Source organism: Streptomyces sp. NPDC017056, assembly GCF_044332485.1.
GTDB lineage: Bacteria > Actinomycetota > Actinomycetes > Streptomycetales > Streptomycetaceae > Streptomyces.
This window is the reverse complement of record NZ_JBIRPD010000008.1, coordinates 177,829-193,191: the sequence shown is the minus strand read 5'-3', so window position 1 is coordinate 193,191 and position 15,363 is coordinate 177,829. Positions and strand designations below refer to the sequence as shown.

The 15,363-nt window shown below is 72.3% G+C and carries 15 protein-coding genes; 12 read left to right on the top strand and 3 right to left on the bottom strand.

The features are described 5' to 3' along the window. Nucleotides 1–259 precede the first annotated feature (259 nt). Nucleotides 260–733, top strand: a complete 474-nt coding sequence (locus ACH4OW_RS16860; RefSeq protein ID WP_398028428.1) for a GNAT family N-acetyltransferase — start codon at nucleotides 260–262, stop codon at nucleotides 731–733. Between the two features lie 45 nt (nucleotides 734–778). Here the strand turns inward: ACH4OW_RS16860 and ACH4OW_RS16855 are convergent, their stop codons facing one another. Then, nucleotides 779–1,681 carry a LysR family transcriptional regulator gene (locus tag ACH4OW_RS16855; RefSeq protein WP_360137438.1) on the bottom strand — a complete coding sequence of 301 codons (903 nt, stop codon included), beginning with the start codon at nucleotides 1,679–1,681 and terminating at the stop codon, nucleotides 779–781. Nucleotides 1,682–1,780: 99 nt separating this feature from the next. Between ACH4OW_RS16855 and ACH4OW_RS16850 the strand changes: the two genes are divergently transcribed. The 7 genes from ACH4OW_RS16850 to ACH4OW_RS16820 all read left to right on the top strand — a co-directional run bounded on the left by ACH4OW_RS16850 (nucleotide 1,781) and on the right by ACH4OW_RS16820 (nucleotide 8,642). Further along, the gene (locus ACH4OW_RS16850; protein WP_360137435.1) at nucleotides 1,781–3,067 is read left to right on the top strand and encodes an MFS transporter; all 1,287 of its coding nucleotides are present in this window, start codon (nucleotides 1,781–1,783) and stop codon (nucleotides 3,065–3,067) included. Between the two features lie 196 nt (nucleotides 3,068–3,263). Next, nucleotides 3,264–3,797 (top strand): hypothetical protein, encoded by a 534-nt coding sequence (locus tag ACH4OW_RS16845; protein WP_398028426.1) that lies wholly within the window; start codon nucleotides 3,264–3,266, stop codon nucleotides 3,795–3,797. Continuing rightward, nucleotides 3,767–4,192: a DUF664 domain-containing protein gene (locus tag ACH4OW_RS16840; RefSeq protein ID WP_360137429.1), complete on the top strand. Its 426-nt coding sequence runs from the start codon at nucleotides 3,767–3,769 to the stop codon at nucleotides 4,190–4,192. The genes ACH4OW_RS16845 and ACH4OW_RS16840 overlap by 31 nt, the downstream gene beginning before the upstream one ends. 79 nt (nucleotides 4,193–4,271) lie before the next feature. Further along, on the top strand, nucleotides 4,272–5,534 hold the full coding sequence (locus ACH4OW_RS16835) for an ATP-grasp domain-containing protein (RefSeq protein ID WP_360137426.1): 1,263 nt from the start codon (nucleotides 4,272–4,274) through the stop codon (nucleotides 5,532–5,534). Between the two features lie 39 nt (nucleotides 5,535–5,573). Beyond that, entirely contained in the window at nucleotides 5,574–6,908 is a 1,335-nt protein-coding gene (locus ACH4OW_RS16830) for a helix-turn-helix domain-containing protein (protein WP_360137423.1), read from the top strand. An 82-nt stretch (nucleotides 6,909–6,990) separates the two neighbouring features. After that, on the top strand, nucleotides 6,991–7,857 hold the full coding sequence (locus ACH4OW_RS16825; protein WP_360137420.1) for a fumarylacetoacetate hydrolase family protein: 867 nt from the start codon (nucleotides 6,991–6,993) through the stop codon (nucleotides 7,855–7,857). Between the two features lie 11 nt (nucleotides 7,858–7,868). After that, complete coding sequence (locus ACH4OW_RS16820) at nucleotides 7,869–8,642, top strand: SDR family oxidoreductase (protein WP_398028422.1); 774 nt, start codon at nucleotides 7,869–7,871, stop codon at nucleotides 8,640–8,642. A 73-nt stretch (nucleotides 8,643–8,715) separates the two neighbouring features. Here ACH4OW_RS16820 and ACH4OW_RS16815 read toward each other — a convergent pair whose 3' ends face one another. Next, nucleotides 8,716–9,750 (bottom strand): hypothetical protein, encoded by a 1,035-nt coding sequence (locus ACH4OW_RS16815; protein ID WP_398028420.1) that lies wholly within the window; start codon nucleotides 9,748–9,750, stop codon nucleotides 8,716–8,718. Nucleotides 9,751–10,115: 365 nt separating this feature from the next. Here ACH4OW_RS16815 and ACH4OW_RS16810 point away from each other — a divergent pair, with 365 nt between their 5' ends. Genes ACH4OW_RS16810 through ACH4OW_RS16795 form a run of 4 tightly spaced genes read left to right on the top strand, consistent with a single transcriptional unit; the run spans nucleotide 10,116 to nucleotide 14,299 of the window. Further along, a complete protein-coding gene (locus ACH4OW_RS16810) occupies nucleotides 10,116–11,030 on the top strand; it encodes a phytanoyl-CoA dioxygenase family protein (RefSeq protein WP_360137411.1) in 915 nt (304 codons plus the stop codon). A gap of 22 nt (nucleotides 11,031–11,052) precedes the next feature. Continuing rightward, nucleotides 11,053–11,844 carry an alpha/beta hydrolase gene (locus ACH4OW_RS16805; protein WP_360137408.1) on the top strand — a complete coding sequence of 264 codons (792 nt, stop codon included), beginning with the start codon at nucleotides 11,053–11,055 and terminating at the stop codon, nucleotides 11,842–11,844. After that, nucleotides 11,841–12,995 carry a histidinol-phosphate transaminase gene (locus ACH4OW_RS16800; protein ID WP_398028418.1) on the top strand — a complete coding sequence of 385 codons (1,155 nt, stop codon included), beginning with the start codon at nucleotides 11,841–11,843 and terminating at the stop codon, nucleotides 12,993–12,995. Before ACH4OW_RS16805 ends, ACH4OW_RS16800 begins: the two co-directional genes overlap by 4 nt. Next, on the top strand, nucleotides 12,983–14,299 hold the full coding sequence (locus tag ACH4OW_RS16795) for an MFS transporter (protein WP_398028416.1): 1,317 nt from the start codon (nucleotides 12,983–12,985) through the stop codon (nucleotides 14,297–14,299). Before ACH4OW_RS16800 ends, ACH4OW_RS16795 begins: the two co-directional genes overlap by 13 nt. Before the next feature lie 67 nt (nucleotides 14,300–14,366). On the opposite strand, the gene ACH4OW_RS16790 is transcribed toward ACH4OW_RS16795, so the two are convergent. Further along, complete coding sequence (locus ACH4OW_RS16790) at nucleotides 14,367–15,347, bottom strand: hypothetical protein (RefSeq protein ID WP_398028414.1); 981 nt, start codon at nucleotides 15,345–15,347, stop codon at nucleotides 14,367–14,369. Nucleotides 15,348–15,363 lie beyond the last annotated feature (16 nt).

The window sequence follows — 15,363 nt, the reverse complement described above, 5'->3', positions numbered from 1 at the left end:
CGCTTTTTACACCCCGAGAGGACGGGAAAAAGTGTGACCTCCGTTACGTTCAATGCGGAATGTTGAATTCCATTCACTGGGGTGGTGTGATCCGGTGCACAGGGCGGCGGGGCCCGATGAAAAGGTCCCCGTACGGTATTGAATTGCCCGCGCGTGATGGTGATCATGGAAGTTGAACGCCGCTTGCGCCGGTCGGAGCGATACGCCCGATAAAACCGCGTCATAGCGGACCCGTACATGACGAAAGGTTTGATTGACCGTGCAGCAGAGTGGAAACGCCGGGGCGTGGCGGGTCGACGCCCCGAAGGAGGCGGACTACGCCCACTGGCGGAAGCTGTACCAGGGCTACGCCGACTTCTACCGCCGGGAGATGCCCGACGCCAACGCCGAGCGCGTCTGGTCGTGGATCATGGACCCGGACCACGAGGTGAACGGCCTCCTGGTACGCGACGCGGACGGGGCCCCCGTCGGCCTCGCCCACTACCGGCCGTTCGCCCGGCCGCTCACCGCGACGACCGGCGGTTTCCTCGACGACCTGTTCGTCGACCCCCGCCTCAGGGGCACCGGCGCGGTGGACGCCCTGTTCGACGCGCTGCGGCAGATCACGGCGGAGCGCGGCTGGAGCGTGCTGCGGTGGATCACCATGGACGACAACTACCGGGCCCGCGGCAAGTACGACCAGGTCGCCCAGCAGACGAAGTGGGTCACGTACGACATGGCGCCGCCGGCCTGACGGGGCGGTGGGCGGTGTGCGCACCGCCCACCAGGGCCGGGGTCCTCAGCCGGCCGGCCTCATCTCCCGGGCCAGGGCCACGGTGAGCGCCCGGAAGATCCGCACCTCCGGGTTGGTGTCGGCGGCCCGGGTGGCGAGCACGCTGTGCGCGCAGGGTGCGTCCAGGACCGGTACGTATCTGGTCCCGGGCCACGGGTAGTAGCGGGCGAACGATTTCAGCCCGGACCCGGCCCCGCGCCCTGCCGCGACACTCGTGAGCACGTCCTGAGGGGTCAACGCGTAGTCGGGGGCGCGGTTCTCGGCGGTGTCGAAGTACAGGTAGTCGGTGAACGGCCGGGGCGTGTGCCGGGGGAGCCGCAGATAGGGCAGGTCGATGATGTCCGCCACCCGGACCCCGACCCCCGCGGCGTCCGCCAGGGACGATCCCGCGGGCACCGCCACGATCCGCTGTTCCGTCGTCAGGATGTCGATCTCGATGCCGTCGGCCTCGATGGCGGGCCGTACGAAGGCCACGTCCACCCGGTTCTCGCGCAGCGCGCTGACGTGCTCCGTGAAGGTCAACTGGACCAGTTCCAGCGGAATGTCGGGCCGGGCGCGGCGGAAGGCGGTGACCGCCGCCGGGGTCACCTCGGCGGACCCGTGGCCCATCACGCCCACCCGCAGGGTGCGCGCCGTGGTCATGGCGGCGTTGGCGGCCTCGGAGACGTCCTCCATGGCGGCGTTCGCCGCGGCCAGGAGGGTGCGCGCGTGCGAGGCGAGCCGCTGTCCCGCGACGGTCGGCGCCACCGGGCTCTGGCCCCGGTCGAGCAGCTTGGTCCCCAACTCCCGCTCCAGCTGCTGCACATGCAGGGTGACCGAAGCGGGTGACAAGAACAGCCGCGACGCGGCCCGGCCAAAATGCGCCTCCTCGACCACGGCGAGGAAGGACGACAGCTTCCGCAGATCCATGTGCCGATGCTAGGGCGGGACTTGGCGGCTCCCGGGGCGCCGTTCAGGATTCCTGAACGGGCCTGCTGCCGGGGTCCTCGGTCGTCGTACAACTCTCGTATGAGCAAGCACGCCGCCTCGGCCAATCCCATCGCACCACCACTCGTCCCCCCACCGACGGATGCGCCGACCCACCGCTACTGGCTGCGGGCAGGCTGGGTGATGACGGCCTCCGGCTGGAGTGCCAACCAGTTCTCCGCGCTCCTCGGCGCCTACCGCAGCGACATCGGCCTGACCACGGCCACCACCACCGCACTGTTCGCCATCTATGTGCTGGGCATGATTCCCGGCCTGCTGCTGGGCGGGCCGCTCGCCGACCGCCGGGGCCGCCGCCCGGTCGTCTTCTTCGCCCTCGGGACGTCCGCCCTGGCGACCTGCCTGCTGATGGCCGGGCCCGCCGCGTCCGCGCTCCTGTGGCCCGGCCGCTTCCTGACGGGCATCGGCGCGGGGGCCCTGCTCGCCGCCGGCAGCGCCTGGATCAAGGAACTGTCCGTTCCGCCGCACGGCCAGGCCCCCTCTCCCGGGGCCGCGGCCAGGCGCTCGGGCCTGTTCCTGTCCGCCGGCTTCGCCTCGGGCGGCCTGGTGGCCTCACTCATCGCCCAGTGGGCACCGCAGCCCATGGTCACGGCCTACATCCCGCACCTGGTCCTCTCCGCGGTGGCCGCGCTGTGTGCCGCACGCGTCCCCGAGTCGGTCCCGGCCCGCACCGCGGCCGCCCCCTCCGCTTCCACCGCGCACGCCCCCGTCCCCGAGCAGGGCGACCTGTCCTCCGCCTCCACCTTCCGCCGCCTGGTCGCACCGGTCGCGCCGTGGGTGTTCGCCGCCCCCGCCGTGGCCTTCGCCACCCTCCCCGGCCTGGTCGACGGCGACTTGAAGGGCTGGGAGACGGTCTACGCGGGTGTGATCACCGCCGTCACGCCCGGCGCCGGGCTGCTCGTCGCCCCGTTCGCCCGCCGGCTCGCCGCCCGCCACCGCATCGCCACCGGCGTCATGGGGCTGCTCGCCGTCGCCCTCGGCCTCGTGCTGGCCGCGGTCGCCGCGGGGAACGCGCAGCCCGCGGTGGCCCTGGTGGCGTCGGCGGTGCTCGGTGGCGGATACGGCCTGTGCGTGGCGTACGGCCTGACCGAGGTCGCCGTGCTGGCCCCGCCCCACCAGCTGGCCCGGCTGACCTCCCGCTTCTGGACACTGGCCTACCTGGGCTTCGTCACGCCCTACGTCATCACCCTGCTGACGGAGTACTTCACGCCGGCTTCCATCCTCGTCGGCGGCGCGGTCCTGGCGCTCGTGACGACGGCGGCGCTGTCGTACCTCGGTACGCGGCACCCGCACGGGCACCACCCGGGCTGACCGGCGGCCCGGCCGGCGTCCGCGGTCCCGCGGCCGCGTGCCGGTGCCGGCCGAAGGCGTCACCGAACGGGGGAGTTCCACCGTCTGGACAAGACCACCGGGAGCGGAGGGCCGTGAGCGGGGCGAGCCGGTCGCCCGCCTCGCCCGCTCCGGCCGCCCGGTCTCATTCCCCTAGCCACCTGGAAGGTGTCCCCACATGCCCTGGGACGAGAACTGGTTCACCGACCCCGAGGTGATCCGAGCTCTGGGAAAGCTCGAAGCGCACTACGCGATTCTGGGCACCGGCCTCGAAGATCCCCGGTTCGACGCCTTCCTCCGGGACATCCGGCCGTACCAGACCGAACAGGCACGGGACACGCTGCGCCCCGCCTTCCAGGCCCTCTCGGCGGCGGGCCTCACCGAGCACACCGCCTGCGAGCTCGCCTGGGGCAGCCTGCTGACGTTCCTCGAACCGGCCACCGACTTCGCGGAACTGCTGGACTGCTACTGCCTCGCCGACGACGCCGTGGCCCGTCCCGGAGCCTTCGGCCGCGAGTGGGCCCGGCGGGTCTGCGACGCCGCCTGGACCGTCTGGATCGCGGCGGCCGCTTCGGAGGAGGGACGGCGCCATGCCGACCGGTCACCTCACCAAGAGCGAGACGGAGACGCGAAATGCCGGACGACGCGAGTGGCGGCGGACACGAGGGAAGAATCCGGGCGTTGCTGGAAGCCGTCGCATTCCACCGCATAGTGATAGCGGAGTACTGCCAGGAGCTGTCGGTCTCACAGCTCACGGCGGACTCGCCGCGCCGGCTGACCGTGACGGTCGTCGGAATCCTGCGGCAGATGACCCATATCGAGTTCGCCTGGCTGAGCGCCGTCGACGGACCCTCGCTCCCGGGCGCCGGCGGCCTGTACGAACAGCCGCCGCACGACATCGACAGCGGCGCGGACGTGTTCGCCACCTGGGAGGCGGCATGTGAGCGTTCACGTCTTAGCGCCGAGCACCTGACGTCGCTGTGCCGGCAAGGACTGATGGACCCGAGGAAGCTGCGCTCGGCACTGAGCCCGCTGGCGTCCGCTTACGCGCGCTACGACGCCCAGCTCCAAGTGCTCCGCTTCGAGGAAGGCGGCCACACGAACTGAAGCCCGTTCCGCAGCCCGCGCTCGCGCATCCCCTTCCCCGCCGGCCGATCGGTCGGCCGAAAAGAATCGGAGATCAGTTATGACCACGTCACTGCAGGGCGCCAAGGCGGTCCTGCTGCTGGACCCGGTGCGCAACGGAGCGCACTTCAAGCCCGAAGTGCGGCGGCGCGGCCTCGCCGTCGTCTCGGCCTACACGATGCCGCGCGACCACATCGCGGCACGCTGGCCCGAACACGCCGCGGGTGACGACGCCGGCTTCTACGCGGACGACGTCGCGGGAATCCTGCACCACGTCGAGGGCCTCGGCGTCGAGGTGGTGGCGGTGGTGGCGGCCTCGGAGTCGGCCGTACACCTCGGCGACATGCTGGCGGACAAGCTCGGCCTGGCGGGCAACGACCCCGCGCGTTCGCTCGCCCGCCGCAACAAGGCCGCCATGCGCGCCGCCGCCCTGGAAGGTGGCGTGCGCGTCCCGAGATTCGCCCTCGTCAAGGACGCGTCCGAGATCGCGGCCGCCGCGGCGGAGATCGGCTTCCCGGCCATCGCCAAGCACACCGCGGGCGGCGGCTCGCACGGCGCGCGGCTGCTGGACTCCGCCGCGGACGCGGCCGACACCTCCGCCCTCGAACAGCGCGACCACTTCGGCCGGCCGGTCGAGGAGTGGCTCGTCGAGCAGTACGTACGCGGCCGTGAGCTGGCGGTCAACTGCTTCAGCCACGACGGTGAACACCAGGTCATCGACATCTGGGAGTACCGCCAGCCCGACGCGGGGGACTACTCCTTCCCCTACTGGGAGCTGGTGCAGCTCTCCGAGGACGACCCGGACCGGGCGCGCTCCGTCTCGTACGTGAGCGAGGCGCTGACCGCCCTCGGCGTCCGCCTGGGGCCCAGCCACACGGAGGTGAAGGTCGCCGAGGACGGGGTGTACCTGATCGAGACCGGCGCCCGCCTGCCCGGCGGCCCGCTGACCGAGCAGTGGCTGGCGCACAGCGACTTCGACCCGTTCGCGCAGGCACTGGACTGCTACCTCGGGCTCCGCCCGGCCTGCCTGGACAACCCGCCGCGGTTCGACGCGCTCAGCGGCAACAGCGTCATCAGGAACGACGGGCCGGTCGGCCGGCTCGTCGAGATCCGGGGGCTGGACGAGCTGATGCGCAGGCCCGGGGTCGACCAGGTGGCGTGCGTCTACACACCGGGAGACCTGGTCCCCGTCACCGACAGTACCAAGAACATTCCGCTGTTCATCTCGCTCTCGGCCCCCGGCAGCCAGGAGCTGCTGGCACTGATGGCATGGGTGCGCGCGACGGTCCACCTCGTGATCGAGCCGGTTTCCGAGAGCGCCTGACCACACACCACACTCACGAAGACTTGGGGGGAAGCCTTGATGCAGACGTTGCCGGACCAGGTGCCGGACCGCGGAAGACCGGCTCTGGGACCGCAACTCCGCGCTCTCCGCCTGGCGGCCCGGCTCTCGCAGAAGCAGCTGGCCGACGTCAGTACGCTCAGCGTGCGAGCCATTCGCGACATCGAGAACGGCCGCGTCAGGCAACCGCGCAGGGACACCTGCCGGCTCCTCGTCAAGGCGCTCGACCTCAGGACGGGCCGGCGGGACGCGCTGCGGGTCTTCGACTCCGCGGACACCCCGGGCCCCGGCGCGGCCGCCCCGGCCGGCCCGGAGCCCCTGGCCCCGCCCGTCGGCAACGGCCCGGTCATCGGACGGCGCGACGAACTGGACACCCTGGTAAGGCTGTTCAGGACCGAGCACCGCCGCCTGATCACCCTCACGGGCATCGGGGGAGTCGGCAAGTCCAGGCTGGCGCAGGAGCTGGCGCGGACGCTGTACGAGCGGGACGGCACGTCCGTCCTCTGGGTACGGCTCGACGAGGCGGCGGGCGGCGGTCGCCCGCAGGGCGGCGTGACGGCAGCGGTGTCGGCGCGGGCGCGCGAGTTCGTCCACGCGGGTCCCGAAGGCGCCCGCCGGATCGGCGAGCTGCTGGGCGACGGCGACACCTTGCTCGTCCTCGACGGCGCGCGCAGCTCCGGGGAACTGGCGGGACTCGTCCCCCTGCTGCACGGCGAGTGCCCGCGACTGCGCGTACTGATCACCGCGAGGAACGCCGAGGGAACCGCCGCCAACGCGGTGTTCCCCCTGGCGCCGCTGCCCGTACCGATCGCCGAACCCCGCCCGTGCGTCGCCACGACGGAAGCGAACGCCTCGGTCCAGGTGTTCCTGACGTACGTACAGCACATGCGCCCCGCGTTCAGACTGAACGGCGCGAACGTCTCGGCGGTCGTCCACATCTGCCGCGCCCTGGACGGACTCCCGATGGCGCTGGAAGTCGCCGCCCGGTGGAGCCTGGTCTACTCGCCGTGGCAACTGGCGCGGCAGCTCGCGGCCGACCCGTTGCGGCTGACGAGGCCGCCGGAGGGCTGGGCAGGGGGCGTACCCGGCGTCTTCGAGTCGGTACGCGCCGCCGTCGACGCGCTGACGCCCCGCCAGGGCGCCTTGCTGGCAGCCATGCTCAAGCGCGGCGGGTACTGGACGATGGCCGAGGCCGCCGGGGCCGTCGGTACCGGCATCGCGGAAGCCGCCGACGACACCTACGCGCTGCTCATGCACGGGCTGCTCCGCCGGACGGACTGCGCGGGCCAGACGCTCTTCGAAACCCTGAACATCGTGCGCAGCCTCCGGGCCGGCCGGCACGCGGTCGCCACGTGACGCCCGGCCCCTCGTCACCCCTGATCGCCCGAACGCTCCACGCCCGCACGACCGTTGACACGAACGAAGGAGAGAGAACACCGTGAGGCTCTGCACTCTGAGGACCACCGGCGGTGAGGACGTCGGAATCGCGACGGCCGAGGGCATCGTCCTGCTGGGCACGCTCAACAAGGTGCTGGGTACGGACTTCGGCCCCACCCTCCACGACATCGTCACCGGGGACCAGCGCTCCGGACTGGAAGCCGCGCTGACCGACCCTGCCGTGCGGGCCACGGCCGTCCAGGCCGGTGATTTCGCCTTCGCCCCCATCTACCGCGACCCCGCGAAACTGTGGGGCGTGGGCCTGAACTACACCCGGCACGCGGACGACCTGGAGGTCCGGCAGCCGGAAGGAGTGCCGGGGTCCTACCTCAGGCCCAGCTCCACGATCGTCGGTTACGGCGACGACATCCTGCTGCCCCGGCAGTCGGACCGGGTCACCGCCGAAGCCGAACTGGGCGTGGTCATCGGCACGACCTGCAAGGACGTGCCGGCCGCCGAGGCGGCATCAGTGATCTTCGGCTTCACCACGCTGCTGGACATGACCGCCGAGGACGCGATCCGGATCAACCCGCGCTACATCCCGTGGTCCAAGGCGTTCGACACCTTCTGCAGCCTCGGCCCGTGGGTGGTGACGCCCGACGAGATACCCGACCTCGCGGCGGTCCGCATCTCCACCGTCGTCAACGGCCGGACGATCGCCACCAACCAGGTGTCCGCCATGATGTGCGACCCGTACTGGCAGGTCGCCTACTTCTCCGGCGGCATGGTGCTGGAGGCGGGCTCGGTGATCGCCACGGGCACGCCGGGCGCCGGCGTCATCCGGCACGGCGACGTGGTGGAAGCACTCGTCGAAGGGGTCGGTGACCTGCGCAACCACGTGCGGGCTGGTGCGGCCCCCGGCCGGTAGGGAGCGGACCGATGGATCTCGGCATAGCGGGGAAGACCGCCGTGGTGTGCGCCTCCACGTCCGGTCTGGGCAGGGCGACGGCCGAGGCGCTGGCGGCCGAGGGCGCCCGGGTCGTCGTGTGCGGCCGCCGCGCCGACGTGGCCGCCGAGGTCGCCGCCGGGCTGCCGCAGGCCGTCGGGGTGGGCGTCGACCTGATGGCGCCCGAAGGACCCGCGGCCCTGCTGGCGGCGGCCCGTACCGCCTTCGGCCCCGTGGACATCCTCGTCCTCAACGGGCCGGGGCCGCGGCCGGCCCGGGTCACGGAGATCCACGCGGAGGAACTCGGGCCGGCCGTCGACTCCCTGGTGACCGTCCACCACAGGCTGGTGACCGGGGTGCTCGGGCACATGCGCGCACAGCGCTGGGGCCGCGTCCTCGCGATCGGCTCCAGCGCCGTCGCCGCGCCCATCGGCGACCTCGCCCTGTCCGGCATCGGGCGTACCGCGCTCGCGGCCTACCTCAAGATGCTGGCGGGCGAGGTCGCGGCGGACGGTGTCACGGTCAACATGCTGCTGCCCGGACGGATCGCGACCGACCGGGTACGGGCCCTCGACGCCACGCGCGCGTCGCGGTCGGGCCGGGACGTCGCGGAGGTGCACGCGGAGTCCGTGCGGCGCATCCCGGTGAACAGGTACGGCGAGCCCGCGGAATTCGGGGCGACCGCGGCCTTCCTGTGCGGCGGCCCCGCCTCCTACCTGACCGGGAGTGCGGTGCGCTGCGACGGCGGGCTCGTCCCGGGGATGTGAGGTGCCCTCGGAAACGGAGGCGGGCGCGGCCCGGGGGAGTTCCCCGGGCCGCGCCCGATGCCGCGCGGTTCCGTCAGAAGCGTCCGAGGCCCGCGGCGGTCTGCATGACCAGTTCCTCCGTCGGCCGGGCCCGCTCGACGTCGGCGACCGCCACCATCAGCTCGAAGATGTCGACCTCCTGCGCCTCGGCGCACCGCGTGATCAGCGGGAAGAAGCTGGAGTGCGTCTGGCTGAGGCCGCCCACGAGCTGGTACGTCCGGTCGTCGTGCAGGCGCGGAAGCGGACGTACCGCGGCCTCGCTCAGCCGGCCCAGGCCCCGGTAGTCGTACCGCTGCCCGGCGCCCTGGCTGCGCAGGATCGTGGCGAAGGACTCGGTGACGGCGTTGCCCGCGCCCCGGCCGATGCCGTCCAGCGTCGTGTCGACGTACGTCGCCCCGCCGTGCGCCGCGGCGAGGGCGTTGGCGTTGGCCAGCCCGAGGTTGTCGTGGCCGTGGAAGCCGAGGGGCACGTCGGTCCACTGCGCCACCTGGCGGAACAGCTCACCGGTCTCGTGCGGCAGGTAGCCGCCCACCGAGTCCACCAGGTAGACGCCGTCGGCGCCGTACTTCACGCACTGCTGGACCGCGCCGACGACGCCGGGCGCGTCGAGCAGGTTGGTCTTCATGAGGTTGGCGAACACCGTGAGGCCGAGTTCCTTCGCCAGTCCCACGAAGTCCTCGGCGGGAGCGACATCGGTGATGTCCACGCCGATGCGGACGAACCGCATGCCCGCCGCCGCGGCCCGCCTGAGGTGCCCGGGTGCGGCGATCCCGGGGATGCAGAACATGCCCCAGTCCGCGGTGGTGAGCGTGCCGGCCGCGAGGGCGAAGCACCGCTCGTCGGAGACCAGGGTCGGTTTGGACAGCGCCTCGGCCGCGTTGAGCCCCAGCCCGTGCCCCAGCTCGACGAGGCGTATGCCCGCCTCCTCAAGGCCGGACAGAACGCTCGTGATGGTCTCCTCCGTGAACTGGAAGTCCACGGAATAGCTGCCGTCCCTGAGCGTGCAGTCGAGAATCTCGACCGCATCCATGTCTGCGCTACCGGCGGTCTCCTGCTGCAGGATTTTCATCTCACACCTCGGCAATCGGAAAGAGCGGGGATCGCGGCGAGCAACGCGAAAAGGGATGCCGTGTCCGGCGCGAAAGCGGGGAGGCCCGGCGGCCGCGGCTCACCGGCTCCCGGGCTCTTCGTGACGTGGCTGCGCCAGGCGGCTGCGGCACTCAAGATTAGCGCCAACTCCCGTGCTGGCGGCGGCAGAAGCACCGGCAGAACGAGGGGCAGGCGCCGGGTGAAGGTGCCTCCCGCTCCGGCCCGTGATCCCTTGCGGCCCGCGATCCGGGACTGTCAGGATCTGGTCCGAGAATCACCGGGTGATGATTCACGTGCGGCCGTTCGGCCGTTCCGCCGAGCCGACAGGAAGGCAGGGGCAGCGCAATGGGAAACGTCCTCTCCAGCACTCAAGTGAAATCGTTCCGCGAGAACGGTTTCTGTGTCGTTGAAGGCATTTTCGAGAACGGCGTCATCGACAGGGCGCGGGCCGTCGTCGACGCCCTGCTCGCCGATCCCGGCCTTTCGGACCTGGCCGAGACGGAGCCCGAGGACGCCACCAAGGCGCGCCGCATCTGGGCACCGACGGCCCGGAACGAGGTCTTCGCGGACCTCGCCGAACACCCCCGGCTGATCGACGCCGTCGCGCAGCTGATCGGCGAGGACGTCGTCCTTCAGTACTCGAAGCTGAACGTCAAGCCGCCGCAGGTCGGCAGCGTCGTCGAATGGCACCAGGACTTCGCCTACTACCCGCACACCAACCAGGACCTGCTGGCCTCGCTCATCTACCTCGACGACGCGACCCGTGAGAACGCCTGCCTGCGCGTCGCCGCCGGCTCCCACCGGCAGGGGCTGCTCAGCCACGAGAAGGACGGGTACTTCGCCGGCAAGATCTCCTCGCTCACGGATGTGGGCGTGGACGAGTCCACGGTCGTGGACTGCGAGGGGCCCGCCGGTTCGGTGGTCTTCCTGCACCCGCTCGTGGCGCACTCCTCGGAGAAGAACCTCTCCGACATGTACCGGCGGGTGTTCATCCCCGCCTACCGTGCCGCTGACGCCTTCCCGATCTACTACGGACCGCACGCCGCGCACAACGAGCCCAACGCGAAGCTGCTGCGGGGCAAGCCGGCGAAGGCCGCGCGTACCGAGGGCGGTGTCTGGCCGCTGCCGGTCGCGGCAGCCGAGTTCAACTCGCTCTACGAGATCCAGGAGGGCTCCCACCTCAGCGGCCGCAAGGCGTCGACCGGGTACTTTGCCCACGAGACACCCGCCGAGCCGGAGGCCGAGACGGCCTCCGCGTGACCATCCCGTAAGGAAGCCAGCTGTGCCGCTCGTCACGACCCCGGACGGGGTCCGTATCGCCTGCCAACTCCGTGGTGACGGACCCGTGCTGGTCCTGCTCGCCGGCCAGGCCAACAGCCACCACTGGTGGGACGGGGTACGGGAGGACTTCCACGCCGCCCGCGCCACCCTGACCCTCGACTACCGCGGCACCGGCGGCAGCGAGGCGCCCGATGCGCCGTACAGCACACGGCAGTTCGCCCAGGACGTGGTCGCGGTGCTCGACGCGCTGGACATCGACCGCGCGGACGTCTACGGCACGTCCATGGGCGGCCGGGTGGCGCAGAAACTGGCCGCCCACCACCCGCGGCGGGTCCGTTCGCTGGTCCTGGGCTGTACGTCCCCCGGCGGCCGGTTCGGCGTCGAGCGCAGTGCCGCCGTACGCCGGTCGCTGGCCGTCGCCGACCCGGCCGCCGCGCGGCGCGCCCTGGCCGAGCTGATGTACACGCCCGCCTGGCTCGCCGCCCACCCCGGCCCCCACCAGACGATGGGGGACCCCGCCATGCCCGCCCACGCCCGGCGCGGCCACCTGACCGCCAGCCGGGACCACGACGCGTGGGAGGAGCTGCCCGGCATCCGCGCCCGCACCCTGGTGCTGCACGGCACCGAGGACCTCCTCAACCCCACCGCCAACGCGTCCCTGCTCGCTGACCGCATCCCGGACGCCCGCCTGCACCTGCTGCCCGGCGCCCGGCACGCCTACTTCGAGGAGTTCCGCGGCACGGCGAGCCCCCTCGTCCTCGACTTCCTGGAAAAGGCGGCGCCGCCGGAATGACCTCCACCGACGAGACCTCCGTCCGCGGGGAGACCCCCGCCCGCGACGAGCTACCCGCCCGCGACGAACTGCGCGGCAAGACCCCGTACGGCGCCCCGCGCACCCACGCCACCGTACGACTCGACGTCAACGAAAGCCCCCACCCCCTGCCGGACTGGCTGGCCGGGCGGATCGCCGAACGGGTGGGGGAGACGGCCCGCGGCCTCAACCGGTACCCGGACCGGGACGCGGTCGAGCTGCGCGAGGCACTCGCGCGCCACCTCGTCCGCACCACCGGCCGGGCCGTGGACGGGACCCAGGTCTGGGCCGCCAACGGATCCAACGAGATCGTCCAGCAACTGCTACAGGCGTTCGGCGGCCCCGGCCGCACGGCGCTCGGCTTCGAACCCTCCTACCCGGTACACGCGTTGGCCGCCCGCGGCACCGGCACCCGCTGGATCGCCGGCTCCCGCGGCGCCGGCTTCGCCATCGGCGTACCGGCCGCGCGGGCGGCCATCGCCGCGCACCGGCCCGACGTCCTCTTCGTCACCTCGCCGAACAACCCCACCGGTACCGCCGTGCCCGCGGAGACCGTCGCGGCCCTGTACGAGGCCGCCCAGGCCGCGAAGCCCTGTATGGTCGTCGTCGACGAGGCGTACGCGGAGTTCTCCCGCCGGCCCTCCCTGGTGCGGCTGACCGAAGGGCGCCCGCGCCTGGTGGTCACCCGCACGATGTCCAAGGCGTTCGGCGCCGCCGGGCTGCGGCTCGGCTACCTCGCCGCCGCCCCGGCCGTGGTGGACGCCCTGCGGCTGGTCCGCCTCCCGTACCACCTCTCCTCCCTCACCCAGACAGTCGCCCTCACCCTCCTGGAACACTCCGACGTGCTGCTGGCCTACGTCGACCGGATCACCGGCGAACGCGACCGTGTGGTACGCGAGTTACGCGCCATCGGCTACGACGTCACCGACTCCGACGCCAACTTCGTCCAGTTCGGCCGCTTCGAGGACAGCCGCCGGGCCTGGCACGCCTTCCTCGGCCACGGAGTGCTCGTCCGGGACAGCGGAGTGCCCGGCCGGCTCCGGGCCTGCATGGGCACCCCGGCGGAGAACGACGCCTTCGTCGACGCGGCGCGCGCCGTCAGGAAAGAGCGGTGGGACGCATGGGCACGGTAGCCACCTGGCGGGAGTCGTCCCCCGTGGTGCGCCTGCTGATGGTGAACCAGTTCGGCGTGATGCTCGGGTTCTACCTGATCCTGCCGAACCTGTCCGCCCACCTCAGCGGTGACCTCGGCCTGTCCGCCGCCCTGGTCGGGCTGGTGCTCGGCGTGCGTACGCTCAGCCAGCAGGGCATGACGCTCTTCGGCGGTACCGCGGCGGACCGGCTGGGCTGCCGGTGGCTGATCCTCAGCGGCTGCGCCCTGCGGTCGGTCGCCTTCGTGATGTTCGCGATGTTCGACTCGCTCCCCGGCATCATGGCCGCGGCTGTCGTGACCGGCATCTCGGGTGCCGTTTTCACCCCCGCGACGCGTACGTACCTCACGCGGGCGGCCGGCGAGAACAAGCTGGCGGCCTACGCCCTGTTCAACATGGCGGGCAATACGGGAGCGCTGTTCGGCCCGCTGCTGGGCAGCGTGCTCCTGTTGTGGGACTTCCGCGTGGTCGCCGCGGTGTCCGCCGGGGTCTTCGCCGTCCTGACCGCCGCCCAGGCGTTCCTGCTGCCACCGCAGCCGCAGGCGAAGAGCGGCCGGTCGGTGTTCGGCGACTGGCGGTACCTGATGAGCGACCGGCCGTTCCTGGTGTTCGTCGCGGCCGTGTCCGTGCTCTTCGTCGCCTACAACCAGCTGTACCTGCTGCTGCCGATGGAAATCACCCGGGTGACCGGCAGCGCGGGCTCGGTCAGCCTCATCTTCGTCGTCATGGCGGTGATCGGCATGGCCGGCAGCGTCCCCCTGGCGACCCGGGTCCCCAGGAGGCTGGGGCGGGGCCGTGCCGTCGCCCTCGGAGTGGCGCTCTGCGGGCTGGCCTTCGTACCCACGGCGTTCTCCGGAGCCCTGCAAGGGGGCCGGCCGCCCGGAGAGGGCGTCTCGTCGGCGTCCGTGCCCGGCATGCTCCTGTCGGCGCTGCCGGTACTCGCCGCCACGGTCGTCCTGGCCGTCGGCCACACGATCGCCATCTCCCTCTCCCAGGAGGTCGCGGTCTCCTACGCGCCGCCCGGCCTGATCGGCACGTACATCGGCATGTTCTCCATGGCCGCAGGGCTGTCGGCCGCCGGCGGCAACTTCCTCATCGGGTACCTGTCCGACCTCGGGAACCGGTACGGCATGCGCTGGCTGCCCTGGCTGTTCCTGGTCGTGCTCGGCGCGGCCGCCGCCTGGGCCGTCACCCGGATGCGCCACATCCCCGAAGGCCACGAGAGCATCCCGGCACGAAGGGCCGCGGCGAAGCGGCCGCCGCGCGTCGAGGAAAGCCTGCCGTGACCGGGCGGCACACCCGCCCGCCCACGCGCCCCCGCCGCCGTACCGGCCGGCGGGGGCGCGCTCGGCGTCATCCGGCCTGCGGCCGGTGTTCGGCGGCGCGCAGCTCGATCTCCCTGGCGAACTCCAGCCACTGCTCGGCGCACCGGCGAGCGGCCCTGGCCACGTCGGACACCCGGTGCGAGGGCACGGCGTCGGCCAGCCGGCGCCGCTTCGCGGCGTCCAGCGACTGGGCGCTCAGCAACTGCAGTATCGTCCGCCCCGCCTCGGTGAACCGGAGCGAGGGGTCCCTGCGCAGATTCGGCACGACGGAAGGCGCCGCGGCACCCGACGCCGGCAACCGGCCGAGCGCACGCGGAACCTCGTCGTGCGCCCGCGCCTCGGTGTCGTCGCCCTCCTGCGCCTCGGCACCGGACGCGTCCCGCCGTTCGGCGCCGCGCAGCTTCGCCGGCACCGGGTCGGCGCCGAGGCGCAGCCGCTCCCGTACGTCCCGGGCCGTGGCGACGGCGATGCCCGTCGCCGCGGCGATCTCGCGCAGCGACGCCTCGGGCCGGTCCAGGATGATCTCGGCCGCGTGCCTGCGCCGTTCGGCCGCGTTGAGGGGACGCACCCGGCCGTCGCGTCCCATCCTGGAGTCCAACCGGACGTCGGGGCCCGTGCACCGGCTGCGCAGCGAGGCCACCGTGGCGGGCGAGGTGCCCGCGGCCTCCGCGATCCGGCGGTCCGACCACTGCGGGTGTCTCTCGATGATGCGCGTGGCCTCGGCCATGCGGTCGGTGTGCGGAAGTGGCGTGCGGTCCCCGGCGTTCAGCTGGGCGGCGCGGACGAAGGCGCCCTCCACGGTGCCGTCGACGAAGACGACCTCGACCTTTTCCTTGTTCCGCAGCAGGGCCGTGCACAGGCGGTGCAGTCCGTCGACGACTCTCATCGTGGGGCGGTGCACGACGACGGGGGAGGACGGGGTGTTCTCTTCGGTCGGCGACCGGCCGTTTCGCGCCTGCTCGCCGGCGATCTGCACGGGAGCGGAGAGCCGCAAGGATTTGATGGGCACGAGCTCTACCCGGCGC

Bases quoted from the DNA above. Each gene is read 5' to 3' on its own strand.
- ACH4OW_RS16855 (WP_360137438.1), bottom strand. From the start codon at position 1,681: ATGGATCTGCGGAAGCTGTCGTCCTTCCTCGCCGTGGTCGAGGAGGCG.
- ACH4OW_RS16815 (WP_398028420.1), bottom strand. From the start codon at position 9,750: ATGAAAATCCTGCAGCAGGAGACCGCCGGTAGCGCAGACATGGATGCG.
- ACH4OW_RS16830 (WP_360137423.1), top strand. From the start codon at position 5,574: ATGCAGACGTTGCCGGACCAGGTGCCGGACCGCGGAAGACCGGCTCTG.
- ACH4OW_RS16800 (WP_398028418.1), top strand. From the start codon at position 11,841: ATGACCTCCACCGACGAGACCTCCGTCCGCGGGGAGACCCCCGCCCGC.
- ACH4OW_RS16795 (WP_398028416.1), top strand. From the start codon at position 12,983: ATGGGCACGGTAGCCACCTGGCGGGAGTCGTCCCCCGTGGTGCGCCTG.
- ACH4OW_RS16845 (WP_398028426.1), top strand. From the start codon at position 3,264: ATGCCCTGGGACGAGAACTGGTTCACCGACCCCGAGGTGATCCGAGCT.
- ACH4OW_RS16850 (WP_360137435.1), top strand. From the start codon at position 1,781: ATGAGCAAGCACGCCGCCTCGGCCAATCCCATCGCACCACCACTCGTC.
- ACH4OW_RS16835 (WP_360137426.1), top strand. From the start codon at position 4,272: ATGACCACGTCACTGCAGGGCGCCAAGGCGGTCCTGCTGCTGGACCCG.
- ACH4OW_RS16820 (WP_398028422.1), top strand. From the start codon at position 7,869: ATGGATCTCGGCATAGCGGGGAAGACCGCCGTGGTGTGCGCCTCCACG.
- ACH4OW_RS16810 (WP_360137411.1), top strand. From the start codon at position 10,116: ATGGGAAACGTCCTCTCCAGCACTCAAGTGAAATCGTTCCGCGAGAAC.